20 protein-coding genes are annotated in these 24,536 nt (G+C 63.6%); 18 read left to right on the forward strand and 2 right to left on the reverse strand.

The annotated features are described in order from the left end of the window. Positions 1 to 10 precede the first annotated feature (10 nt). The 8 genes from gbdR (at position 11) to etfB (ending at position 10,073) form a co-directional block, all read left to right on the forward strand. A complete protein-coding gene (gene gbdR, locus QWY74_RS09200; protein ID WP_264823964.1) occupies positions 11 to 1,153 on the forward strand; it encodes a choline metabolism transcriptional regulator GbdR in 1,143 nt (380 codons plus the stop codon). A gap of 14 nt (positions 1,154 to 1,167) precedes the next feature. Beyond that, positions 1,168 to 1,866 (forward strand): monofunctional biosynthetic peptidoglycan transglycosylase, encoded by a 699-nt coding sequence (mtgA, locus tag QWY74_RS09205; protein WP_264823963.1) that lies wholly within the window; start codon positions 1,168 to 1,170, stop codon positions 1,864 to 1,866. 134 nt (positions 1,867 to 2,000) lie between these two features. After that, the gene (locus QWY74_RS09210; protein ID WP_264823962.1) at positions 2,001 to 2,978 is read left to right on the forward strand and encodes a dipeptidase; all 978 of its coding nucleotides are present in this window, start codon (positions 2,001 to 2,003) and stop codon (positions 2,976 to 2,978) included. Between the two features lie 306 nt (positions 2,979 to 3,284). Further along, positions 3,285 to 3,833: a DUF5943 domain-containing protein gene (locus QWY74_RS09215; RefSeq protein WP_264823961.1), complete on the forward strand. Its 549-nt coding sequence runs from the start codon at positions 3,285 to 3,287 to the stop codon at positions 3,831 to 3,833. A gap of 12 nt (positions 3,834 to 3,845) precedes the next feature. Continuing rightward, entirely contained in the window at positions 3,846 to 5,918 is a 2,073-nt protein-coding gene (gene dgcA / locus QWY74_RS09220) for a dimethylglycine demethylation protein DgcA (RefSeq protein WP_264823960.1), read from the forward strand. Between the two features lie 90 nt (positions 5,919 to 6,008). Next, positions 6,009 to 8,012 (forward strand): (Fe-S)-binding protein, encoded by a 2,004-nt coding sequence (locus QWY74_RS09225; protein WP_264823959.1) that lies wholly within the window; start codon positions 6,009 to 6,011, stop codon positions 8,010 to 8,012. Beyond that, positions 8,012 to 9,280 carry an electron transfer flavoprotein subunit alpha gene (gene etfA, locus QWY74_RS09230; protein WP_264823958.1) on the forward strand — a complete coding sequence of 423 codons (1,269 nt, stop codon included), beginning with the start codon at positions 8,012 to 8,014 and terminating at the stop codon, positions 9,278 to 9,280. Before QWY74_RS09225 ends, etfA begins: the two co-directional genes overlap by 1 nt. Further along, the gene (etfB, locus tag QWY74_RS09235; protein ID WP_264823957.1) at positions 9,270 to 10,073 is read left to right on the forward strand and encodes an electron transfer flavoprotein subunit beta; all 804 of its coding nucleotides are present in this window, start codon (positions 9,270 to 9,272) and stop codon (positions 10,071 to 10,073) included. The genes etfA and etfB overlap by 11 nt, the downstream gene beginning before the upstream one ends. Positions 10,074 to 10,166: 93 nt before the next feature. Here etfB and QWY74_RS09240 read toward each other — a convergent pair whose 3' ends face one another. Next, positions 10,167 to 10,682: an invasion associated locus B family protein gene (locus QWY74_RS09240; protein ID WP_290314202.1), complete on the reverse strand. Its 516-nt coding sequence runs from the start codon at positions 10,680 to 10,682 to the stop codon at positions 10,167 to 10,169. 553 nt (positions 10,683 to 11,235) lie between these two features. Between QWY74_RS09240 and fdhA the strand changes: the two genes are divergently transcribed. Both fdhA and QWY74_RS09250 read left to right on the forward strand, forming a co-directional pair. Further along, positions 11,236 to 12,429: a formaldehyde dehydrogenase, glutathione-independent gene (gene fdhA, locus QWY74_RS09245; RefSeq protein WP_264823955.1), complete on the forward strand. Its 1,194-nt coding sequence runs from the start codon at positions 11,236 to 11,238 to the stop codon at positions 12,427 to 12,429. Between the two features lie 208 nt (positions 12,430 to 12,637). Beyond that, a complete protein-coding gene (locus tag QWY74_RS09250) occupies positions 12,638 to 12,877 on the forward strand; it encodes a hypothetical protein (RefSeq protein ID WP_264823954.1) in 240 nt (79 codons plus the stop codon). Between the two features lie 70 nt (positions 12,878 to 12,947). Here QWY74_RS09250 and gbca read toward each other — a convergent pair whose 3' ends face one another. Continuing rightward, a complete protein-coding gene (gbca, locus tag QWY74_RS09255; RefSeq protein ID WP_264823953.1) occupies positions 12,948 to 14,246 on the reverse strand; it encodes a glycine betaine monooxygenase oxygenase subunit in 1,299 nt (432 codons plus the stop codon). 325 nt (positions 14,247 to 14,571) lie between these two features. Here gbca and gbcB point away from each other — a divergent pair, with 325 nt between their 5' ends. The 8 genes from gbcB (at position 14,572) to QWY74_RS09295 (ending at position 24,448) form a co-directional block, all read left to right on the forward strand. Beyond that, a complete protein-coding gene (gbcB, locus tag QWY74_RS09260; protein ID WP_264823952.1) occupies positions 14,572 to 15,678 on the forward strand; it encodes a glycine betaine monooxygenase reductase subunit in 1,107 nt (368 codons plus the stop codon). Between the two features lie 152 nt (positions 15,679 to 15,830). Then, complete coding sequence (locus tag QWY74_RS09265) at positions 15,831 to 16,868, forward strand: GlxA family transcriptional regulator (protein ID WP_264823951.1); 1,038 nt, start codon at positions 15,831 to 15,833, stop codon at positions 16,866 to 16,868. Positions 16,869 to 17,214: 346 nt separating this feature from the next. Continuing rightward, a complete protein-coding gene (gene glyA / locus QWY74_RS09270; protein WP_264823950.1) occupies positions 17,215 to 18,513 on the forward strand; it encodes a serine hydroxymethyltransferase in 1,299 nt (432 codons plus the stop codon). A 44-nt stretch (positions 18,514 to 18,557) separates the two neighbouring features. Continuing rightward, a complete protein-coding gene (locus tag QWY74_RS09275; protein ID WP_264823949.1) occupies positions 18,558 to 19,808 on the forward strand; it encodes a sarcosine oxidase subunit beta family protein in 1,251 nt (416 codons plus the stop codon). Positions 19,809 to 19,830: 22 nt separating this feature from the next. Beyond that, positions 19,831 to 20,190: a sarcosine oxidase subunit delta gene (locus QWY74_RS09280; RefSeq protein ID WP_264823948.1), complete on the forward strand. Its 360-nt coding sequence runs from the start codon at positions 19,831 to 19,833 to the stop codon at positions 20,188 to 20,190. After that, complete coding sequence (locus QWY74_RS09285; protein WP_264823947.1) at positions 20,187 to 23,225, forward strand: sarcosine oxidase subunit alpha family protein; 3,039 nt, start codon at positions 20,187 to 20,189, stop codon at positions 23,223 to 23,225. Before QWY74_RS09280 ends, QWY74_RS09285 begins: the two co-directional genes overlap by 4 nt. Beyond that, a complete protein-coding gene (locus QWY74_RS09290; protein WP_264823946.1) occupies positions 23,218 to 23,868 on the forward strand; it encodes a sarcosine oxidase subunit gamma in 651 nt (216 codons plus the stop codon). Before QWY74_RS09285 ends, QWY74_RS09290 begins: the two co-directional genes overlap by 8 nt. A 205-nt stretch (positions 23,869 to 24,073) precedes the next feature. Then, a complete protein-coding gene (locus QWY74_RS09295; RefSeq protein ID WP_264823945.1) occupies positions 24,074 to 24,448 on the forward strand; it encodes a DUF4168 domain-containing protein in 375 nt (124 codons plus the stop codon). Positions 24,449 to 24,536: the final 88 nt, after the last annotated feature.

Consider the following 24,536-nt stretch of genomic DNA (forward strand, 5'->3'; position numbering starts at 1 on the left):
GAGTATCACCATGACCAATTCTGCCCAGGCACCTCCCAAGATGGTTCCGCAGACGCTGGGGTTTCTGCTGCTTGACAATTTCACGCTGATTTCCCTAGCCACCGCGATCGAACCCCTTCGCATGGCCAACCAGCTCGCCGGGCGCGAGCTGTACCGCTGGTACACCCTGAGTCTCGAGGGTGAGGCCGTCAGTGCCAGCGATGGCCTCAAGGTCACGCCGGACGCCTCGACCACCGTGCCGCTGGCCCTCGACACCATCATCGTGTGTGGCGGCGTGGCACCGCATCGCAGCGTGCAGCGCGAACACGTCAGCTGGCTGCAGGCGCAGGCGCGTCGCTCGCGTCGCCTGGGGGCCATCTGTACCGGTGGCTGGGCGCTGGCGCGGGCCGGTCTGCTGGATGGTTATGAAGCCAGTGTGCACTGGGAGTGTCTGGCGGCCATGCAGGAGGCCTTTCCCAAGGTGGCGTTGAGCACGCGGCTGTTTTCGATCGATCGTGACCGGGCCACTTCCTCGGGTGGCACGGCGCCGCTCGACATGATGCTGACCCTCATCGGGCGGGACCACGGTCGCGAGCTCTCGGCGGGCATTTCCGAGATGTTCATCTATGATCGCGTCCGCGGCGAGCAGGACCAGCAACGCGTGCCGCTCAAGCATGTGCTCGGCACCACTCAGCCACGCCTGCTGGAAATCGTGGCGCTGATGGAGGCCAACCTGGAGGAGCCGATCAGTCTCGACGAGCTGGCCGACTATGTAAATGTGTCGCGTCGCCAGCTGGAACGGCTATTTCAGAAGAACCTCCACTGCTCGCCGTCACGCTATTACCTGAAGTTGCGTCTGACCCGGGCCCGGCAGCTACTCAAACAGACACCCATGTCGATCATCGAGGTGGCGTCGGCCTGTGGCTTCGTTTCCACCCCGCACTTCTCCAAGTGTTATCGCGAATATTTCGGTATTCCACCGCGGGATGAGCGTCTGAGCAGCAGTGCCGTCGAGCTGGTGGCACCGGTGCATTTGGTCGAGGATGCGGCGTCGATGCTGCAATCGGCGTCGGCCTTCGAGGCACTACCCCAGGAGCCAGTCTCCTGTGCCATCACGGCCTTGGATCAGGCACGCGGCGAGCCCACCTACGCCAGTGTGCGCTTGAAAACATAGACAAGAGAGGTCGGATGCGAGCTTGGCTGCGACGTTTAGCGCGATTTCTGGGGCTGGCGTTGCTGGGGTGGGTGGGGCTGTCCATCCTGCTGGTGTTGATGTTCCGGGTCGTGCCGGTGGGGGGCTCGATGGTCATGGCCGAGCGCAAGCTGGAAGCCTGGCTGGCCGGTGAGTCGCTGGAGATCCAGCATCAGTGGCGGGCCTGGCCGGCGTTGGCCGATAGCGCCAAACTGGCGGTGCTGGCGGCGGAAGACCAGCGTTTCCCGGACCACCATGGTGTCGATTTCATCGAACTGCGGCGCGCGGTCACCACCAGCCTGAACGGTGGTGAACTGAGGGGCGCCAGCACCATCAGCCAGCAGACCGCCAAGAACCTCTTCCTGTGGACCGGTCGGAGCTGGGTGCGCAAGGCCCTGGAGGCCTGGTTCACCCTCTGGCTCGAGCTGCTTTGGCCCAAGGAACGCATTCTCGAGGTGTACCTGAATATCGTCGAATGGGATGACGGTGTCTTTGGCCTCGAGGCGGCCTCCCAGCACTATTTCGGCGTCCCCGCGAGTGCCCTGTCGACCGCACAGGCCAGTCGACTGGCGGCCATCCTCCCCAACCCGCGCGGACTCAGTGCCTCGCAGCCGATTGATCATGTCCTGCAGCGCAGCCGCTGGATCCGCGGGCAGATGTACAACCTCGGCCATGCCTACCTGGATCGGCTGTAATGCGTCTTCGGTGAATTGTCGCGTTTACGACGCCGTTGACGTTTTTAGAACCCTCCCGGTCGCTCCCAAGCGCCGAGCGCAGCAGGCCGGGATATATCCTGCCGGCAAGATCACGCACCAACCGGAGTCTTGCCATGACACCCGCCGAGCTGCACAACGATTCCATCGTCATCGATGGTCTGGTCATCGCCAAGTGGAACCGTGAACTCTTCGAAGACATGCGCAAGGGTGGCCTGACCGCGGCCAACTGCACCGTCTCGGTCTGGGAAGGGTTTCAGGCGACCGTCAACAACATCGTGTCCACCAATGCCCTGCTGGCAGAGTCCAGTGACCTGGTGTTGCCCGTGCACACCACGGCGGACATTCGTCGTGCCAAGCAGGAGGGCAAGACCGGCATCATCTATGGGTTTCAGAATGCCCATGCCTTCGAGGACCAGATCGGCTACGTCGAGGTGTTCAAGCGTCTCGGCGTGGGCATCGTGCAGATGTGTTACAACACCCAGAACCTCGTCGGCACCGGCTGTTACGAGCGGGATGGCGGGCTTTCCGGCTTCGGCCGCGAGATCGTCGCGGAGATGAACCGGGTGGGTGTCATGTGCGACCTCTCGCATGTCGGCGAGAAGACCTCCACCGAGGTGATCGAGGCCTCCGAGAAGCCGGTCTGCTATTCCCACTGCCTGCCCTCGGGCCTCAAGGACCATCCGCGCAACAAGTCCGACGAAGAGCTCAAGTTCATCGCCGACAAGGGCGGCTTCGTCGGCGTTACCATGTTCACTCCCTTCCTGCGTGCCGGCGTCAACGCCACCATCGACGACTATGTCGAAGCGATTGCCTACGTCATGAACATTGTCGGCGAGGATGCCATCGGCATCGGCACCGACTTCACCCAGGGGCAGGACCACCACTTCTTCGAGTGGCTGACCCATGACAAGGGCTATGCGCGTCGCCTGACGCGTTTCGGCGAGATCATCAACCCCAAGGGCATCCGCACCATCGGTGAATTCGGCAACCTGCCCGAGGCGCTGTTGCGGGGCGGCTTCAGCGAGCCCCAGGTCCGCAAGATCATGGGCGAGAACTGGATGCGCGTGCTCAAGGACGTCTGGGGCGAGTAAGGAAGAAGGAAGAAGGAAGAAGGAAGAAGGAAGAAGGAAGAAGGAAGAAGGAAGAAGGAAGAAGGAAGAAGGAAGAAGGAAGAAGGAAGAAGGAAGAAGGAAGAAGGAAGGGCCTTGCGGACCGTCACTTGTTGGGCTGCACTTGCTTACCTCTTACCTCTTACCTCTTACCTCTTACCTCTTACCTCTTACCTCTTACCTCTTACCTCTTACCTCTTACCTCTTACCTCTTACCTCTTACCTCTTAGCCCCTGACCCTGCAACGAAAACCTTTTATAACAAACAGCAATTCCGAGGAATAACACCGTGACCAAGATGGACCCCGAGCTGCCCATCGAGGTGGATGCCGAGACCGGCGTCTGGACCACCGATGCCCTGCCGATGCTCTATGTGCCGCGCCACTTCTTCATCAACAACCATGTGGCCGTGGAGGAAGCCCTAGGGGCTGATGCCTACGCCGAGATTCTCTATCAGGCCGGCTACAAGAGCGCCTGGCACTGGTGCGAAAAGGAAGCGGCCATGCATGGCCTCGAGGGCGAGGCCGTGTTCGAGCATTACATGAAACGCCTCTCTCAGCGAGGCTGGGGGTTCTTCGTTACCGAGCACATTGATCTCGATGAGGGGACCTGCCGGGTTCGACTCGAGCACAGCGCCTTCGTCTACCAGCTCGGCAAGGTCGGCCGCCGGGTCGAGTACATGTTCACCGGCTGGTTCGCCGGCGCCATGGACCAGATTCTTGCAGCGCGTGGCAGCGCGCTGAGAACGGTCGCCGAGCAGACGCAGAGTGCCGCAGAGGAAGGCTGTGAGGTCGGGTATTTCACTACCGTGCCGCGTGACAATCAGGACCAGGGCTGAGGAGTCGAGACCATGGCATTCGATGCGATGTTCCAGCCGATTCAAATCGGCAAGCTGACCATTCGTAACCGGGTGGTCAGCACCGCGCATGCCGAAGTGCATGCCACCGATGGTGGCATGACCACCGATCGCTATGTGAAGTATTACGAGGAAAAGGCCAAGGGTGGCTGTGGTCTGTGCATCTGTGGTGGCTCCTCGATCGTGTCCATCGACAGCCCGCAGGCCTGGTGGAGTTCCGTCAATCTGGCCACTGACCGGATCATTCCGCACTTCCAGAATCTCGCCGACGCCGTGCACAAGCATGGCGGCAAGATCATGATCCAGATCACCCACATGGGACGTCGCTCGCGCTGGGACGGCTTCGACTGGCCGAACCTGTTGTCACCCTCCGGGGTTCGTGAGCCAGTGCACCGCTCGACCTGCAAGACCATCGAGGAAGAGGACATCTGGCGGGTCGTGTATGACTTTGCCCAGGCGGCACGCCGGGCCAAGGAAGGCGGGCTGGACGGTGTCGAGCTCTCGGCGGTGCATCAACATCTGATGGACCAGTTCTGGAGCCCGCGGGTCAACAAGCGCACCGACCAGTGGGGCGGCAGCTTCGAGAACCGCATGCGCTTTGGCATGGAAGTTCTCAAGGCCGTGCGTGCCGAAGTCGGCGAGGACTTCGTGGTCGGTATGCGCATCTGCGGCGACGAGTTCCATCCGGATGGTCTCTCACAGGACGACATGAAAGAGATTGCGGCCTATTACGATGCCACCGGCCAGGTGGACTTCTTCGGCGTCGTGGGGTCCGGCTGTGACACCCACGACACCCTGGCCAACGTGATTCCCAACATGTCCTATCCGCCGGAGCCCTTCCTGCACCTGGCGGCGGGTATCAAGGAAGTGGTCAGCGTGCCGGTAATTCATGCCCAGAACATCAAGGACCCCAACCAGGCCAATCGCATTCTCGAAGGCGGTCATGTCGACCTGGTGGGTATGACCCGGGCGCATATAGCCGACCCGCACCTGATCACCAAGATCAAGATGGATCAGGTCGACCAGATCAAGCAGTGTGTCGGCGCCAACTACTGCATCGACCGCCAGTATCAGGGGTTGGACGTGCTGTGCATCCAGAACGCCGCGACCTCCCGCGAGTACATGGGGCTGCCGCACCTCATCGAGGAAACCGAGGGCACCAAGCGTCGTGTCGTCGTGGTCGGTGGCGGCCCCGGGGGCATGGAGGCGGCCCGTGTGGCGGCCGAACGGGGGCACGCGGTGACCCTGTTCGAAGCCGCCGATCAGTTGGGTGGACAGATCACCACGGCAGCCAGGGCCCCGCAGCGTGACCAGATCGCGGGTATCACCCGCTGGTATCAACTGGAGCTGAACCGACTGGGTGTCGATCAGCGGCTGGGCACCCGTGCCGATCAGGCGACCATTCTCGATCTCAGGCCGGACATCGTGGTGCTGGCTACAGGGGGGCGCCCCTATTTGGAGCAGTTCGAGGAGTGGGGCTACGACCAGGACCCGGCCAAGAGCCTGGTCGTCAGCACCTGGGACATCCTCGACGGTCGTGTCGAGCCGGGCAGGAACGTGCTCATCTACGACACCATCTGCGAGTTTTCCGGGGTTTCGGCGGCGGACTACCTGGCCGACAAGGGCGCCCAGGTCGAGATCGTCACCGATGACGTCAAGCCGGGCTCCGCCGTGGGCGGCACCACCTTCCCGACCTACTATCGCAGCCTGTATGAAAAGGAGGTCATCATGTCTTCCGACCTGGGGCTGCACAAGGTCTACCGGGAAGGCGACGCCCTGGTGGCCGTACTCGAAAACGAGTACACCGGCGCCCAGGAAGAGCGCGTGATCGACCAGGTCGTGGTCGAGAATGGTGTTCGCCCCGACGAAGCCCTGTATTACGAGCTCAAGCCGCAATCGCGCAACAAGGGGCAGCTGGACCTGGAGGCCCTCTACGCGGCGGACCCGCAGCCCTGCCTCAGTGAAGAGGGCGACGGCTGGTTGCTGTTCCGCCTCGGTGACTGCACCTCGCCGCGCAATACGCATGCCGCCATCTATGATGCGCTGCGTATCTGCAAGGACTTTTAACTCAAGCGTGAGGCCGGAAGCCAGAAGCTGGAAGTGAGCACTTCCAGCTTCCCGCTTGATGCTTGAGGCTCTTGATAAGAGGTGAGCGAGATGCTTGATATCCTCCTGCCAATTCTGATCTTCGCGGCCCTGGCGGTGGCAGCAGTGGGCGCCTGGCGTCGCTCACGGCTGTGGCGGCAGGGGCGGCATGCGAGGGTCGACCTGCTAAAAGGCCTGGCGTCGATGCCGCGCCGCTATCTGGTGGATCTTCACCATGTCGTGGAGCGCGATAAGGTCATATCGCATACCCATGTGGCCACGGCCGGCGGTTTTGTGGCGGCCGCCCTGCTGATGATCCTGGTTCACGGCCTGGGGCTGGCCGAGGGCGTGCTGGGGTGGCTGCTGCTGCTGGCGAGCGCTTCGATGTTCGTGGGCAGCCTGTTCGTTGCGCGGCGGCGTCGTGACCCGCCGGCTCGCCTGTCACGCGGTCCCTGGATGCGCCTGCCGAAAAGCCTGATGGCGTTTTCGGTCAGCATCTTCGTCATCACGCTGCCCAGTGTCGGCCTCTTGCCCGAGGGGGTGTTGACCGGTGCCTTCGGCACGCTGTTCGCCCTGATCCTGGCGGTACTCGTCACCTGGGGGCTCGCCGAGATGCTGGTCGGCATGGGCTGGGGTGGCCCCATGAAGCACGCCTTCGCGGGGGCGCTGCACCTGGCCTTTCATCGTCGCCCCGAGCGCTTCTCCACGCGGCACGGCGGAGAAGGCCGCTCCACCGCCCTCAAGGCGCTGGATCTGAATGATCCCGATACCACCCTGGGCGTCGAGAAGCCGAGCGACTTTACCTGGAACCAGTTGCTGGGCTTCGACGCCTGTGTGCAATGCGGCCGCTGTGAAGCCGTATGCCCGGCATTTGCCGCCGGTCAGCCGCTCAACCCCAAGAAGCTGATCCAGGACATGGTCGTCGGCTTGGCAGGCGGCAGCGATGCCCATTACACCGGCAGCCCATATCCGGACCGCCCGGTGGGCGAGCACCATGGCACCCCGCATGGGCCGATCGTGGCGCGCGAGGGCAAGGCGCTGGTGGATGCCGAGACGCTCTGGTCGTGCACCACCTGCCGGGCCTGTGTGGAAGAGTGCCCGATGATGATCGAGCATGTGGATGCCATCGTCGACATGCGCCGTTTCCTGACGCTTGAGCATGGTCAGACACCGGGCAAGGGTGCCGAAGTGCTCGACAACCTGATCGCCACCGACAATCCCGGCGGTTTCGATCCCGGCGCCCGCATGCACTGGGCGGCGGACCTGGAACTGCCGCTGATGTCCCGGCGCGGCCAGGCCGAGGTGCTGTTGTGGCTCGGAGACGGGGCCTACGACATGCGCAACCAGCGCACCCTGCGCGCGTTGGTCAAGATCATGCGAGCGGCCGGAGTCGATTTCGCCGTGCTCGGTGACGAAGAGCGCGATAGTGGCGACGTGGCGCGCCGCCTGGGCGACGAGGCGACCTTCCAGTCGCTGGCCCGACGCAATATCGCCACCCTGGATCAGTATCGCTTTGCGCGCATCGTCACCTGTGACCCGCACAGTTTTCATGTGCTGGGCAATGAGTATGGCGAGCTGGGGGGGCATTACCGGGTCTCCCACCACAGTACCTTCATCGGTGAGCTCCATGATGCGGGCCGCCTCGCTTTCCGCCCCTGGAAGGGCGGTCGTGTGACCTATCATGACCCCTGCTACCTGGGGCGCTACAACGGCGAGTTCGAGGCGCCGCGCCATGTGCTCAGGGCGCTGGGCATCGAAGTGGCCGAGATGCAGCGTTCCGGCTTTCGCTCGCGCTGCTGTGGCGGCGGCGGTGGGGCTCCGATCACCGATATCCCCGGCAAGCAGCGTATCCCCGACATGCGCATGGGAGATGTGCAGGAGACCCAGGCCGACCTGGTGGCCGTAGGCTGCCCGCAGTGCACGGTGATGCTGGAGGGCGTGGTCGACAGCACCGCCGATGTTCGAGACATAGCCGAGCTGGTGGCCGAGGCGCTGACGGACCAGACGGACCAGACCGCTGCCACAGCGGGCGAGAGTGCACAGCCCGAAGCGTCACTGGCCAGGGAGGTAGCGTGATGAGTGAGGTTCAACGCCGTGATCCGCGCAGGGAGTGGATCGCCCGCAATCGGCTGCATCCACAGCACAGTGAGGTGATGGCCGAGCTGGGCCGCGGTGCGGCCAGCGAGTGGATGGGGCCGCATGGTGTATTGCGACGCAATCCGCATGCCGTGGGCTTCACCGGTCCCAATGGTGTCAAGCGCATCGACCGTAGTGGCGCCCAGCAGGGCGTCACCGGGGGCGGGGCGTCGGCAGCCGCGGCACAGCAGAAGCCTCGGGTCGAGATCAGCGACCCGGCCTTTTCGGTGGTCGTCGTGCCGGACATGGCGGGTGGCCGCTTGAGTGGTCATGACCGCGACCTGCTGGGGCTGGCGCGCCGCCTGGCCGATGCCGATGATCAGGCCCCGGGGGCCGTGTTGGCCGTGGTGTTCGGCGCCCACAAGGAGTCGGGCTTCGAGGAGGCTGGCATCGATCGGCTGCTGCATCTCGAATCCTCGGACGTGACAGGCTATGCGCCCGAGGCACGCCTCAGCGCGCTGGGCATGATCGACATGGCCTGGTCGCCCAGGCACTGGCTGCTGCCGGACTCGAAGCTGGGCGGTGGCGAGCTCGGGCGCCGTCTGGCCGCGCGTCTGGGGGAGCGGCCGGTGGCCGGTGTCTGGCAGGTCGAAGCGGATCCAGGCCAGGCCACTGGCTGGCGCTGTATTACCCGTGGTGCAGCGGAGTCGCTGGACATCCAGCGCGAGCTGCCGCGTATTGCCCTGGCGCTGGCCGAGTGTGCCGAGCCGGTCAGTGATATCCGTCATGCCGCCACGCCGGTGGCCTTGCCGGAACCCCTGCCCGCGACTCTGTCGCGGATCGAGGATCTTGGCCAGGTGCCTGTCGACCCTGCCGGGGTGGCGCTGTCGGAGGCCGAGTTCATTCTTTCTGCCGGCAATGGTGTCAGGGACTGGGATGGTTTCCATCACACCGCCGAGGTACTGGGCGCCACCGAGGGAGCCTCCCGGGTGGCCGTCGATGACGGCTACATGGCACGCGATCGTCAGGTCGGGGCCACCGGCACCTGGGTCACCGCCAGAGTCTATATTGCCGTTGGCATCAGCGGGGCCATTCAGCACCTGCAGGGTATCCAGACCTGCGAGAAGGTCATCGCCATCAACATGGATCCGGGCTGCGACATGTTCAAACGGGCGGATCTGGCGGTCGTCGGCGATTCAACCCGGATTCTACAGGCCCTGGTCGCAAGGGTGCAGCAATCAAGGGAGGAGCAACGCGATGCAGCCTGAAACTGCCACCACACCGGCGCTGGAAGCCACCGTGCTGGTCTCGGTCGGCCGTCATCCGGTCACCGGGCGGGCGCGCCGTGCCGACCAGGATGCTCGGGGCGTCGAGCTGGCGAAATCCCTGCCCAATGCCCGGGTGGGCCTGCTGTATGCCGGTCATTTGGGCTCTGACAATGAGTCGGCGTTGCGGGGTTATCTGGGCATGGGCTTCGAGACGCTCTCCCTGCTCGAGCAACCCGAAGGCGCCGATGTCCTGCCGGCGCTTGCCGAAGCCCTCGAGGCCTCATCGCCCCAGTTGGTGATCACCGGCGAGCGGGCCGAGCAGGGGGAGGGCTCCGGCCTGCTGCCTTTCCTGCTGGCCGAGCGTCTGGGCTGGCCGCTGGTTACCAGCCTGGCAGCCGTTGAAAGCGTCGAGAACGGGCAGGCGACCCTGCTGCAGGCCTTGCCGCGAGGACAGCGGCGTCGCCTCAAGGTGCGCCTGCCGGCCCTGCTGACGGTGGACGCCTCGGCGCCGGCGCCGCGACAGAGTGCCTATGGCCCGTCCCGCCGTGGCCGGCTGGATACCCGGGCAGCGGAGGCCAGCGAGGATACCGCCTGGGCCGAGTGGCAGGTACAGCCCGCCCGCAAGCGGCCCAAGCGCTTGAAGATCGTCAAGGCGACATCGGCCCGTGATCGTTTCAAGGCGGCGGCGGCCAAGGCCGAAGGCGGGGGTGGTCAGGTTCTGTCGGACGTCACCCCGGAAGAGGGCGCCGAGGCCATCTTCAAGCTGCTGCGGGAAGAAGACGTGTTGCGTTGAGTCGGATGTGTTGAGAGAGAAAGCAAAACGGCGGCCCCCGGGCCGCCGTTTTGTATTGCTATGTACCGGGGAGTTATCCGCCGGTGGTCAGGCTCAGATCTGCGACATGGCGTCGGTGAAGCCCATCAGCGAGATGTCGAGATCCATGCGCTGGCCGTTCGGCGCCATGATGCTCAGCGTGGCCGTGGTGCCACCCCGCAGGCTCTGCAGCAGAGAGGACTGCAGCGGGATATCGGCGCGGCAGCCCTGCTGCTGGCAGATCTGGTAGGGGAACTGCACCGGCTCGCCGCCATCGACACCGAGTTGCAGGCCGGGCGCCAGGCGCACACCCAGCGGCACCAGGAAGGTCATGACCGGGCGCTCTGCCTGGGGCGGGTCGGCGAGGATGACGCGCATCATGGGCTGGTTGCCCTCGTCATTGGTAATGACCTGATTCATGGTGCAGGGGCCCTGGCTGGCATCCTGAGGGCAGACGACCTGCCAGTCCTGGAACTGCTGGGTATCGACGTTGGCATTGGCGTTCTGCTGCTGTGCGAACACCTGGGGGGCGAAGGTCGTCATGGCCAGCAGTGCAGCGAGACAAAGGCGTGGCACGAGGTGGTTGAACATTCAAGTTTCTCCTGTCGGGGCAGTGACATTCGGTGATGGATGAGGGCAGCGTCCTGACCTGTCCATGAAGCGCCGGTGATGGCGTCATGGAGGGAACCGACGGCAGTGTCGCGGAGCGGTTATGAGTCCCCGTTTCTCGCAGGCCTTTTTAAAGCATGTCGGCGTGTCAAGCAACCGCGCTCGGCCAGCCACTGCGCGTGGCCGCACAGCCGTCAGCAGCCGAGCGACACGGCAGGGCCGTCGGGCATGCCTGTCACTTCGCTGTGCCCCATGTCTTGTTTTGACATGGCAATGACTTCCTGAGAATAGTCGGCCCGGCTGAAGGGGCTATTGTCGAGATGCGGAGCTTCCGCCTTTCGGGAAACACTGCTTGAATGTCCGAGCCTGCAAATCGCTGCCTTGTCCGGGATCCATGCCTCGTCCGCCAGACGCCTTGTCTGACGGCAGGACACTCCGGCCCCGGTGAGATGGACGCCCTGCGTTTTGCCCCGCTCGACGATTGATGCAGCGCTTCCTTTGCACGCTACTCACTACAAGTTTAAGGAAGATAGCCATGAGCACAGCCAACCGCGGTGTCGTCTACAAGGGTCCCGGAGAGGTCGCCGTCGAGTCCATTCCCTTTCCCGAACTGGCGCTGGGCAATCGCAAATGCCAGCACGGCGTCATTCTCAAGGTCGTGACGACCAACATCTGCGGTAGCGATCAGCACATGGTGCGTGGTCGTACCACAGCGCCGTCAGGTCTGGTGCTGGGGCACGAGATTACCGGCATCGTCATCGAGGCCGGGCGTGATGTCGAGTTTCTCAAGCCCGGCGACATGGTCTCCGTGCCCTTCAACATTGCCTGTGGCCGGTGCCGCAACTGCAAGGAAGGTCAGACCGGCATCTGCCTGAACGTCAACCCGGCGCGTCCGGGAGCGGCCTATGGCTATGTCGACATGGGCGGCTGGGTCGGTGGTCAGACCGACTACGTCATGGTGCCTTATGCCGACTTCAATCTGCTCAAGTTCCCCGATGCCGATCAGGCGATGGAAAAGATCCAGGACCTGACGCTGCTCTCCGACATCTTCCCCACCGGCTTCCATGGTTGCGTGAAGGCTGGCGTCGGCCCCGGCAGCACCGTCTACATCGCCGGTGCCGGGCCGGTCGGCTTGGCCGCGGCGGTGTCCGCCCAGCTGCTCGGCGCGGCCTGTGTGATCGTCGGTGACATGATCGACGAGCGCCTGGCCCAGGCCCGCAGCTTCGGCTGCGAGACCATTGACCTGACCCAGGATGGCGACATGGCCGACAAGGTCGAGGCCATCACCGGTGAGCGCGAGGTCGACGCCTTCGTCGATTGTGTCGGCTTCGAGGCGCATGCTTGCGGCTGCAACCATGGCAAAGAAGCGCCGGCCGCGGTGCTCAACTCGGCCATGGATGTCACCCGTGCCGGTGGCCAGATCGGCATTCCGGGGCTGTACGTGACCGAAGATCCGGGTGCGTCCGATGAAGCGGCCAAGCAGGGCTCGCTGAGCATGCGCTTTGGCCAGGGCTGGGCCAAGTCGCATTCCTTCCATACCGGCCAGTGCCCGGTCATGAAGTACCACCGCCAGCTGATGCAGGCCATCCTGTTCGACAAGGTCAAGATCGCCGAAGCGGTGAACGTCCAGATGATTACCCTGGATGACGCGCCCAAGGGCTATGCCGACTTCGACGGTGGTGCGGCGAAGAAATTCGTCATGGACCCGCACGGCAGTGTGGCAGCCTGACGTTAGGCAGACCGGGGCCCTCGGCGCCGGCCGCCCGTACTAGCCGTGTCGGCAGTACCTGATGCAAGCCGAGCCATTCATCCGTCCAGGCGGATGAATGGCTTTTTTGCCTTGAGGGCCGGTGTGGCGAGTGCCAATCTGACAATGAGATGTCTCTGGCTGATAGTGTGCCCCGGTCCAGTCTGCCGGGGCGAGGGAGGATGCCGCGATGATGATCGTGGAGCTGATTGACGGCGAAGACTTTCGCCAGCGCCTGGTCGAACTGGGCGTGCGCATTCCGGAACATGCCTGTCCGGAAACCTGCGCGCGCACGGCCCTGCGCAAGCATATGGAAGCGGGGGTGCCGGGGCTTCAGGAACTGGTGCGCGAGATGATGAGCAAGACGGATATTCTCCTGCCCTCGGTGCGCGCCGCCATCGAGCGTTTCCTGTTGCCCGCGCTGCGCTGAGCATGTTGCCGACAACAATGCCGACCCGGGGGTCGGCATTGTGTCGCGCCTTGCCGAAGCCTCTTGCCGCTCAGCCGTTGCTCTGGCCGCCTGCGGCCAGTGACAGCGTCGGCGCCTCGTTCAGGTTGTCGAGCAGGCGATCGCTGTACCACTGGACGAAGTCGATGACGCCGAATTCGAACGTCTCGGAGTAGGGGCCTGGCTGGTAGGCCGTGGAGTTGATGCCGCGCTGGTTCTCTTCCGCCAGGCGACGGTCCTGGTCATTGGTGGCATCCCAGACCCGACGCATCCAGTCCGGATCATAGTCGACGCCTTCCTCGGCATCCTTGTGCACCACCCACTTGGTGGTCACCAGGGTCTTCTGCGGCCCCATGGGCAGCACGCGGAAGACCACCGCATGATCGCCCATGAAATGGTTCCAGGAATTCGGCAGGTGCAGGATGCGTAGTACACCGAGGTCGGGGCTGGGCTGGCGGCCCAGCAGCTTGCGGCTGGCCTGCTTGCCGTCCATGGTCATGGAGACCGTGCCATTGAGCAGCGGGGTGCGCGTTAGGCGATTGCGGCGGCCGATGCGCTTGAGCGACCAGGGCACGCCGAGCTTTTCCCATTCGCTCTGCTTGCGCTCCACCAGTTCCCGGTAGGCCGGAGTGGCGCGCGGGTCTTCGCTGTCGTCGAACTCCTGCAGGGAGTTGAGTAGCTCCGGGTGTGCCCCGTTGCAGTGGTAGCACTCGCGATTGTTCTCGATCACCAGCTTCCAGTTGGCGTCCTCGACGATATTGGACTCCGCCGCTACCTTGGCGTTGTCCATGTCACACATCTCGAGGTAATGGTCCAGGCTTGTCAGCAGCTCCTCGATTTCGGGAGGCTGCTCGGCCAGGCTGATGAAGATATAGCCACCGCCGGTGCGCACATTGACCGGCTTGAGACCGTACTGAGAGAGGTCGAAGTCCGCGCCCATGTCGGTGCCGGCAAACAGCAGCCGGCCGTCGAGTTCGTAGGTCCACTGGTGATAGGGGCAGACCAGCTTGGCGACCTTGCCCTTGTCGTGCACGCACAGGCGCGAGCCGCGGTGGCGACACACATTGTGAAAGGCGTGGACCTCACCGTGGTTGCCGCGAACGATCACCACCGGGTTGTCACCGATATCGAGGGTGATGAAGTTGCCCTTGGCCGGGATCTCGCAGGTCAGGCCGGCAAAGACCCACTCCTTCTCGAAGATCTCCTGCATGTCGATGCGGAACAGGCGCTCGTCGTTGTAGAAGGGCTGCGGCAATGAGAAGCTGGGATGACGCTGGGTCAGCATCTCGGCCGTGGCAGTCCGAGCAGGGGCCAGGGGGTCATCCAGGCGTTCGAGTGACAGTGGATCCATGGAGCAACTCCTCATTGCAGGGCCACTCGAGTGGCCTCGGGATTGTAGGGCTATTGGCTTGAAGGTCGCGGTCTTGCACGCAGGGGGTGACGTGGCAAAGTAGAGCGAGTTTGGCGCAGTGACCAGGATGATATTTGCTCGTTCACGACGCCGGATGATGCAGTTGCGACGCCTCGGTCAAGAAAATTTGCGATCTCTGGAAGCCATGGATATGCCCATGTCGCTGACAGGCAAGTGACCGGCGGCCGGGCTGCGCAAAATTCCGCTAACGGCAGGCGGTCCCCGCGGTCGGATACCTCCATGCTGCAGCCTAGGCGACGCGACGATGACCATGAACTTCCTCAACCCCGTCACGACCCAGACCTGGACGAACGGCCGCCACCCGGTGCGCTGCGTCAAGGTGATCCAGGAGACGTGGGATACCCGCACCTTCTGCTTCATGGCCGAGCAGCCGGTCATGTTCTTCTTCAAGCCCGGACAGTTCGTCACCCTGGAGCTGGAGATCGAGGGTGAGCAGGTCATGCGTTCCTACACCATCGCCAGTTCGCCTTCGGTACCCTACAGTTTTTCCATCACCGTCAAGCGTATCCCCGGCGGCCTGGTGTCCAACTGGCTGCATGACAATCTGGGAGTCAATGACGAGCTGGCCGTGCATGGTCCGGTCGGCAACTTCAATATCATCGATTATCCCACCGACAAGATCCTGATGTTGTCAGGTGGCGTGGGCATCACGCCGCTGATGTCCATGGTGCGCTGGTTGTTCGATACCAATGCCGCCGTGGACCTGCAGTTCGTGCACAGCGCGCGAACGCCACGTGACCTGATCTTCCATCGCGAGCTGGATCACATCTTCTCGCGCATTCCCGCCTTCAAGCTGCACGTCGTCTGCGAGCGAGGAGATGAGTTCGGCGAAGCCTGGTCCGGCTTCCGCGGTTATCTCAACCAGGCCATGCTCGAGCTGATGGCGCCCGATTTCATGGAACGCGAGATCTTCTGCTGTGGCCCGACTCCCTACATGAACGCGGTCAAGCAGATTCTCAAGGCCAATGGCTTCAACATGGATCATTACCATGAGGAGTCGTTCGGTGCCACGCCGATGGATGTTCAGGAAGAGGTCATCGAGCATGCCGAACAGGCCGAGGCGGAGGCCGAGGAAATCGAGGTCGCCGACATGGTCAACATCGAGTTCAGTGCTTCGGGCAAGAGCGTCAAGGTGCTGCCCAGTGAGACCATCCACGCCGCGGCTTCCAAGCTTGGCCTGCACATCCCCAAGGCATGCGGCATGGGCATTTGCGGTACCTGCCGTGTCGGTGTCAGCGATGGGCAGGTCGATATGGAGCACAACGGCGGTATCACCGAGGATGACATCGAGGAAGGTTATATTCTTTCCTGCTGCAGCAAGCCACTGGGCAATGTGGTGGTGGACTTCTGATGACCGCCCGAGCCGAGATGCTCGCGCCTTCAGGGACCCGCCGGCCGGCGGGTCTCTTGTTTCAGGGGTGAGCCAGGCGAGTGGGGCGGCTGTGTCAGCGCGCGACCAGGCGCTAGACTGTCTCTCGTTTCGTGTCGCGCAGGAGAATCGCCATGTCTGAGCCTGTCGCCCGACCGCTCTCGGTCGGCTTTGTGCTGTTGCGGCGCTTCACCATGCTGCCCTTCGCCGCCTTCGTCGACTGCCTGCGACTGGCGGCCGATGAGGGCGATCGCAGCCGCCAGCTGCGGTGTCACTGGGTCTTCATGACCAGTGCCGGCCAGGATGCGATGTCCAGCTGCGGGGCGGCGGTCACCCCCTGCACCGCCTTTCGCGACCCCCGGGAGTTCGATTACATCGTCACCATCGGTGGTGTTCAGGATGAGCACGATGAGGTCGATGACACGGCGATTGCCTATCTGCGTCGTGCGGCCCAGGCCAATGTGCCACTGGTCGGCATCTGCACCGGTGTCTTTGCGCTGATCCAGGCGGGGGTGATGGGCGGACGACGCTGCTGTGTCAGCTGGTATCACCATGGTGACCTGACGCGGCGCTTTCCGGATATCGAACCAGTGGCCGATCGTTTGTTCATCGATGACGGCACTCGCTTGACCTGCGCTGGGGGTACCGCGGCGGCGGACCTGGCGGCCTATCTGGTGGAGCGTCATCTGGGCAAGGCCTGGGCCATGAAGAGCCTGCATATCATGCTGGTTGATGAAGCCCGTGGCGGGGATCATCCTCAGCCCCAGCCGGTGATCTTCGACAAGGTCGAGGACCGGGTGGTACGCCGGGCCATCGGTATCATCGAACAGCACATGGGCGAGGCCATCAGCGTGGATGAGCTGGCCCATCGGGTCGGCACCTCAAGACGCAACATCGAGCGCCGCTTTCGTGAGGTACTGGGGGTCGGGCCACAGAAATTCGCCCGTGATCTCCGCCTGCGCTACGGGCTCTGGCTGCTTCATTACACCGCCCGCAGCATCACCGACATCGGCGAGCGCTGCGGTTTCTCCGACACGGCGCACTTCTCGCGGCATTTCAGGGATGCTTTCGGTGAAACGCCGAGCGCGGTACGCAAGTCTGCCACGGGGCGTGATGCGGCCCGGGTGGATCCTTTCTTTCTGCATATCGAATCGCGCCCGGGTCGAGAGTGATTTGTCGCCAGGGTGAGCGCCGTTCATCCGCGACGTCTGCTCACCGCTGTCGGCAATCCGCGGCACGCCGCCTCGGGTGGCGTCCGGTAAGGCGGTTGGGCTGGTGGGTCTGTTCAATATTTTTTTATCCCTGAAGGGCCTGAAAGTGCCACCTTTCAGGGGCAGTCGCGAATATGGCGCTAAAGTTGTCGCATACGTTCAATCGCCCGACGGCCGGATTGGCTATTAATGATGGGCAACGGTGCAAGACTCGGCGAGTCTCGCTCAGGGCCATCAAACGGAGGCCCATCAGCGTATCGGGCAGCGCACCGATCAGCAGCCACCCCGCCAATCCTCAGGTGATGCCATGAATCACGACACCCTCACTCAGACCGATCCTCAGATCGCGGCCGCCATTGATGAAGAAGTGGCCCGTCAGGAAGCCCATATCGAGCTGATCGCCTCGGAAAACTACGCCAGTCCACAGGTCATGGCGGCCCAAGGGACCCAGCTGACCAACAAGTATGCCGAGGGCTATCCCGGCAAGCGCTATTACGGCGGTTGCGAGCATGTGGACGTGGTCGAGCGCCTGGCCATCGAGCGCGCCTGTGCGCTCTTTGGCGCGGATTATGCCAACGTCCAGCCGCATTCCGGCGCGCAGGCCAACGCGGCGGCTTTCATGGCGATGGTATCGCCGGGGGATACCGTGCTGGGCATGAGTCTGGCACATGGCGGGCACCTGACCCATGGGGCGGCCCCGAACTTTTCCGGCAAGCACTACAATGCCGTGCAGTATGGCCTGAATCCCGAGACCGGTGAGATCGACTATGAGGAAGTCGAGCGTTTGGCTCACGAGCACCAGCCCAAGCTGATCATCGCCGGCTTCTCGGCCTATTCGCGGGTCATCAACTGGCGTCGCTTTCGAGACATCGCCGATGCCGTGGGCGCCTGGTTGCTGGTCGACATGGCGCATGTCGCCGGGCTGGTGGCCGCCGGGCATTATCCGAGCCCGTTGCCCCATGCCCATGTGGTCACCACCACGACCCACAAGACCCTGCGCGGTCCGCGGGGCGGCCTGATCCTCTCCGCCAGCGGCGACGAGGCCCTCTACAAGAAGCTCAACGGCGCCGTCTTCCCGGGGCAGCAGGGCGGCCCCTTGATGCATGTCATCGCCGCCAAGGCGGTGGCCTTCCGTGAGGCCATGAGCCAGGACTTCGTGCGTTATCAGGCGCGGGTTATCGACAACGCGCGTGCCATGGCGGATGTCTTTGTCGAGCGCGGCTGCGATGTGGTCTCCGGCGGCACCGATGATCATCTCTTCCTGGTCTCCATGATCAAGCTCGGTGTGACCGGCAAGGACGCCGATGCGGCCCTGGGCCGGTCGAACATCACTGTCAACAAGAATGCGGTGCCCAATGATCCGCAGAGCCCCTTCGTCACTTCCGGCCTGCGCATCGGCACGCCCGCAGTGACAACGCGCGGTTTTGACCAGGCGGATTGCGAAGCGCTGGCCGGCTGGATCTGCGACATTTTGGATGTGCTGGCCCGGGAAGAGGATACCAGCGACATAGAAGCCGAGGTGCGCGCCAAGGTCGCCGAGCTGTGCGCTCGTCATCCGGTCTATGGCAGCGCCATGGCCAGTCAGAGTGACGCCGCTACCGCGTGAAGCCTTCTCGTCCATCCGTACGAGACACCAGTAGGAGAGATTCCATGCAACGTTATTCAGGCTTCGGGCTGGTCAAGCACGCACTGAGCCATCACGAGAACTGGCAGCGCCAGTGGCGCAATCCCACGCCCAAGAAAGCATACGATGTCATCATCATTGGCGGGGGTGGTCATGGCCTGGGCACGGCCTATTACCTGGCCAAGGAGTTCGGCATCCGCAACGTGGCGGTGATCGAGAAAGGCTGGCTGGGTGGCGGCAATACCGCCCGCAACACCACCATCGTGCGCTCCAACTATCTGTGGGACGAGGCCGCGGCGCTCTACGAACACTCCCTCAAGCTATGGGAAGGCCTGTCCCAGGACATCAACTACAACGTCATGTTCTCCCAGCGTGGTGTGCTCAACGTCGGCCACACGCTGCAGGACATGCGTGACATCCAGCGTCGGGTCAATGCCAACCGCCTTAATGGCGTCGACAGTGAAGTCCTCGACGCTAAGGGCGTGCAGGAGCTGGTGCCGGCCATGGACTGCTCTAAGAATGCCCGTTATCCGGTCATGGGCGCCTCCTGGCAACCGCGTGCCGGTGTCGCCCGTCACGACGCCGTGGCTTGGGGCTTTGCCCGCGCCGCGGATGCCTATGGCGTGGATATCCTGCAGCAGACCGAAGTCACCGGCTTCAAGATTCGCGACGGCCAGATTCACGGCGTGCACACCAACCGCGGCGATATCGAGGCCAAAACGGTGGGCTGTGTCACCGCCGGCAACTCTGGCGTCATGGCCAAGATGGCCGGCCTCAAGATGCCCATGGAATCGCATCCTCTGCAGGCGCTGGTGTCCGAGCCGCTCAAGCCGGTGCTCGACACCGTGGTGATGTCCAACCATGTGCACGGCTATATCAGCCAGTCAGACAAGGGCGACCTGGTCATCGGCGCCGGCATTGACGGCTACAACGGCTATGGCCAGCGCGGCAGCTATCCCACGGTCGAGCATACGCTGCAGGCCATCGTCGAGATGTTCCCGTCTTTCTCTCGGGTCCGCATGAACCGTCAGTGGGGCGGTATCGTCGACACCTGCCCGGATGCCTGTCCGATTCTCTCGAAGACCAGGGTCAAGGGGCTTTACTTCAACTGCGGCTGGGGAACCGGCGGCTTCAAGGCCACCCCCGGGTCGGCGCACGTCTTCGCCGCCAGTCTGGCGAAGGGCGAGATGCACCCCATCGCGGCACCGTTCTCCATCGATCGCTTCAATACCGGAGCCCTGATCGACGAACACGGCGCTGCCGGCGTGGCCCACTGACCCACCGCAAAGGAGAGTTCACATGTTCTATATCTACTGCCCCTATTGCGGCGAGCATCGGGAAGAAGAAGAGTTTCACCCCAAGGGCGAAGCCCATATCGCGCGTCCGTCCGACCCGGAGTCGTGCAGCGATGAAGAGTGGGGCGATTATCTGTTCTTCCGCACCAATCCCCGAGGCATCCACCACGAGATGTGGATTCATGCCGTGGGCTGCCGCAAGTTCTTCAACATTACCCGCAACACGGCAAGCTACGAAATTCTCGAGACCTACCGGATGGGAGAGCAGCCTTCCATCACGGATGACAGCCGTGAGCCGCTCGACGTCGCGCAAGCCCGGACTGAGAACACGCCTGCCGACAACCTCGAAGGAGCCCGAGCATGAACCAGTTGAATCGTCTCGACCGGGGTGGACGCGTCGATCGCTCGCGTGAGCTGAGCTTCACCTTCAATGGTCAGTCCTATCGCGGCTATGCCGGCGACACCCTGGCGTCGGCCCTGCTGGCCAACGGGGTGGACATCGTCAACCGCAGCTTCAAGTACTCCCGCCCGCGGGGCATCGTCGCCGCCGGCGCCGAGGAGCCCAACGCGGTCGTCCAGCTGGGCAGCAGCGAGGCGGGGCAGGTCCCCAATGTGCGGGCGACTCAGCAGGCGCTGTTCGACGGCCTGGCAGCCCGCAGCACCAACGGCTGGCCGAATGTCCAGCGCGACCTGATGGGCCTGGTCGGCAAGCTCGGGGGCGGCTTCATGCCGCCGGGCTTCTATTACAAGACCTTCATGGCCCCGGCCTCGATGTGGATGACCTACGAGAAGTTCATCCGCAAGGGTGCCGGCCTGGGTCGGGCGCCGGCCGAGCGTGACCCGGATACCTATGACCACGTCAATCGCCATTGTGACGTCCTGGTGGTCGGGGCCGGCCCGGCGGGCCTCTCCGCCGCCCTGGCCGCGGCACGCAGTGGTTCCCTGGTTATCCTGGCCGACGAGCAGGAAGAGATGGGCGGCTCGCTGCTGGACAGCCGTGAACGCCTCGACGAGCGTCCTGCCGACCAGTGGGTCGCCGATGTCGTGACCGAACTGTCCGCCATGGACAATGTCCTGTTGCTGCCACGCACCACGGCCAACGGCTATCACGACCACAACTTCCTGACCCTGCACGAGCGACGTACCGAGCATCTCGGCGAAACGGCTCCCGAGCAGGAGGGGCGCCGTCCGGTGCGCTCGCGCCTGCATCGAGTCCGTGCCGGGCGCGTGGTGCTGGCCAGCGGAGCCCATGAGCGGCCCCTGGTCTATGGCAACAATGATGTGCCGGGCAATCTCTTGGCCGGTGCCGTGTCCAGCTACATTCGTCGCTATGGCGTGGTGCCGGGCAGCAAGCTGGTGCTTTCCACTAGCAATGATCATGCCTATCGGGCCGCCCTGGACTGGTTGGAAAGCGGTCGTGACGTGGTGGCGATCGCCGATGCACGTGCTGAGCCCAGTGGTGAGCTGGTCGAGCAGGCGCGTGCCCAGGGCATTCGCATCATTCCCGGCGCTGCCGTGATCGAGGCGCGCGGCCAGAATCGCGTCAGTGGCGCGCGTGTGGCGCGCATCAATATCGACGACTTCCGGGTCGAAGACGAGGGCGAGCTGCTCGAGTGCGACACCATCGCCAGCTCCGGCGGCTACAGCCCGGTGATTCACCTGGCCTCGCACACCGGGGCGCGCCCCACCTGGCGCGATGACATCCTCGGCTTTGTGCCCAGCCTGGTGGCGGGCGTTCAGGCCGCCGGAGGGGTGCAGGGCATCTATTCCACGCCCGAGGTGCTGGTGGATGGCTGGACCGCCGGCGCCGAAGCCGCTCGGGCGGGGGGCTTCGAGGCCCTGGAGGCCGACCTGCCGAGCGTCGAGATGCGTCGTGATGGCGAAGCCGTGGCGCTCTATCAGGTTCCCCATCAAAAGGCGACCCTGCGTGCGCCCAAGCAGTTCGTCGACCTGCAGAACGATGTCACGGCCGCGGGTATCGAGGTGGCCACACGCGAAGGCTTCGAGTCCATCGAGCACGTCAAGCGCTACACCGCCATGGGCTTCGGAACCGATCAGGGCAAGCTGGGCAACATCAATGGCATGGCGATTGCCGCCCGCTGCCTGGGACGCGCCATTCCCGAGGTCGGCACCACGGTGTTCCGCCCCAACTATACGCCGGTGACCTTCGGCGCCATCGTCGGCCGGCATTGTCGCGAGCTCTTCGATCCCAAGCGCTATACCGCCATGCATCAGTGGCATGTCGAGCACGGCGCCGAGTTCGAGGACGTGGGCCAGTGGAAGCGTCCCTGGTACTTCCCGCGCCGCGTGCAGGGGCGCCAGGAGAGCATGCACGAGGCCGTGGCCCGCGAGTGCCGTGCGGTCCGCGAGAAGGTCGGCATCCTCGATGCGTCCACCCTGGGCAAGATCGACATCCAGGGCCCGGATGCGCGCGAATTCCTGGGCCGTGTCTACACCAACAAGTGGGCCAAGCTGGCGCCCGGCCGTGTCCGTTATGGCCTGATGTGCAAGGACGACGGCATGGTGTTCGACGACGGCACCACCAGCTGTCTGGCCGAGAACCACTTTCTGATGACCACCAGTACCGGCGGTGCCGCCACCGTGCTGGAGTGGCTGGAACTGTGGCACCAGACCGAGTGGCCCGAGCTTGAGGTGTACTTCAACTCGGTGACCGATCACTGGGCGACTCTGACGGTCACCGGCCCCGAGGCGCGCAAGCTGATGTCCGAGGTCACCGATATCGACCTGGATCGCGATTCCTTCAAGTTCATGGACTGGCGCGAGGGCAAGGTGGCGGATGTGCCGGCGCGTGTCTTCCGCATCTCCTTCACCGGAGAGCTGGCCTACGAGATCAATGTCCAGGCCAACTATGCCCTGCATGTCTGGGAGACGCTCTTCGCGCATGGCGAGAAGTACGAGCTGACCCCCTACGGCACCGAGACCATGCACGTGCTGCGGGCCGAAAAGGGCTTCATCATCGCCGGTCAGGACACCGATGGCTCGGTCACCCCGGAAGACCTGGGCATGTACTGGGCGATTGGCTACGACAAGCCGTTCTCCTGGATCGGCAAGCGGGCCCTGACCCGTCCGGATACCGCCCGGGCCGACCGCAAGCAGCTGGTGGGACTCAAGCCGCGTGACCCCGGGGTGATCCTGGAAGAGGGCGCACAGATTGTCTTCGAGCCCGAGCATGCCATTCCCATGCCCATGAAGGGTCATGTGACCTCCAGCTATTACAGCCCGACCCTGGACAGCGGGTTTGCCCTGGCCGTGGTCAAGGGAGGCCACCATCGCATGGGCGAGACCGTCTACCTGCCGATGGTCGACGGCCAGGTGCATGAAGCCGAGATCGTCAGCCCGGTCTTTGTCGACCCCAAGGGAGAGCGCCAGAATGTCTAACACTGTTAATGACAAGATCAAGACCTTCGATACCCGCACCGATGCCAAGGTGCCGGTCGAGTCACCGCTTGCCTATACCTATCGCAACTCGGGGGCGCCGGCCCCCGGGCAGGCGAGCCGAGCGGTACTCCGTGAGCGCCCCTTCCTGGGTCATCTGACGCTGCGTGGTGGCGCCATCGTGCTCGACGAGGCACTGCGTGCGGTCCTCGACATGTCGCTGCCGGCTGAGCCCCAGTCGCTGATTTACGACGCCAGCGGCGAGCGCAGCGTGCAATGGATCTCTCCCGACGAGTGGCTGCTGATCGTGCCGGGCGGCGAGGAGTTCGAACTGGAGAATCGGCTGCGCGAAGCGCTCGGTGATGCCCATTTCGCGATTACTAATGTCGGTGGCGGTCAGACTGTTCTCGACCTCGAGGGGGAGGCGGCCAGCGAGCTTTTGATGAAGTCGGTGATCTATGACGTGCATCCCGGTCACTTCCCGGTCGGCAAGGGCGTGACAACGGTATTCGCCAAGGCCACCGTGATTCTGCGACGCCCCTCCGAGGCGCGCTGGGAACTGGTCGTACGGCGCAGTTTTGCCGACTACATCTACCGCTGGTTGCTGGATGCCGGAGCCGAGTACGCCATCGGCGTCGAGAAGTAATTCACCGGCGCGAGTGCGCCGCTGTCATCGGGCCGGGAGACATCCCGGCCTTTCTTGTTTCTCCGGGCCGGCGGGGCAGCCGGTGTCGAGCCGGCGTCGTGAGCCTGTTACATTTTTTTACGGCAAGCGTGGAACCTGCTCGCTCTGTCGGCGTCCCAGAGTGGCGAATCAACGAAACGCACCCAATGAATGACTGGAGAAGTTCATGCAACGACTCACTACCCTGCTGTCTGCCGCCCTGCTTTCCACTGGCCTGATGGCAGGCGTTGCGCAGGCCCAGGAATCCAGCTCTGCCGAGCAGGCGCAAACTCAAGCGCAAGACTTCTCTGAGCAGCAGCTGCAGAAATTCGCCGATGCCTCCCAGGAAATCGCGGTGATCTCGCAGGAGTACACCAAGCAGCTCCAGGGTGCCGAGGGTGAAGACGCTCAGAAATCCATCCGCCAGGAAGCCAATGACGAGATGATCCAGGCCGTTGAGGAAAGCGGTCTTGAGGTTGATACCTTCAACACCATCGGTCAGGCCGTCCAGCAGAACCCCGAGCTGATGAAAAAGGTTCAGGGTATGACTTCCGGTCAGTAAGACGCGGTCTTCCCGAGCCAGACCCGATCATCGACCGGGCCACCCGACAGGGTGGCCCGGTTGCGTTGAAGGCATGTAAGAGGCTTTA

This window comes from Halomonas almeriensis (assembly GCF_030409235.1).
Taxonomy (GTDB): domain Bacteria; phylum Pseudomonadota; class Gammaproteobacteria; order Pseudomonadales; family Halomonadaceae; genus Halomonas; species Halomonas almeriensis.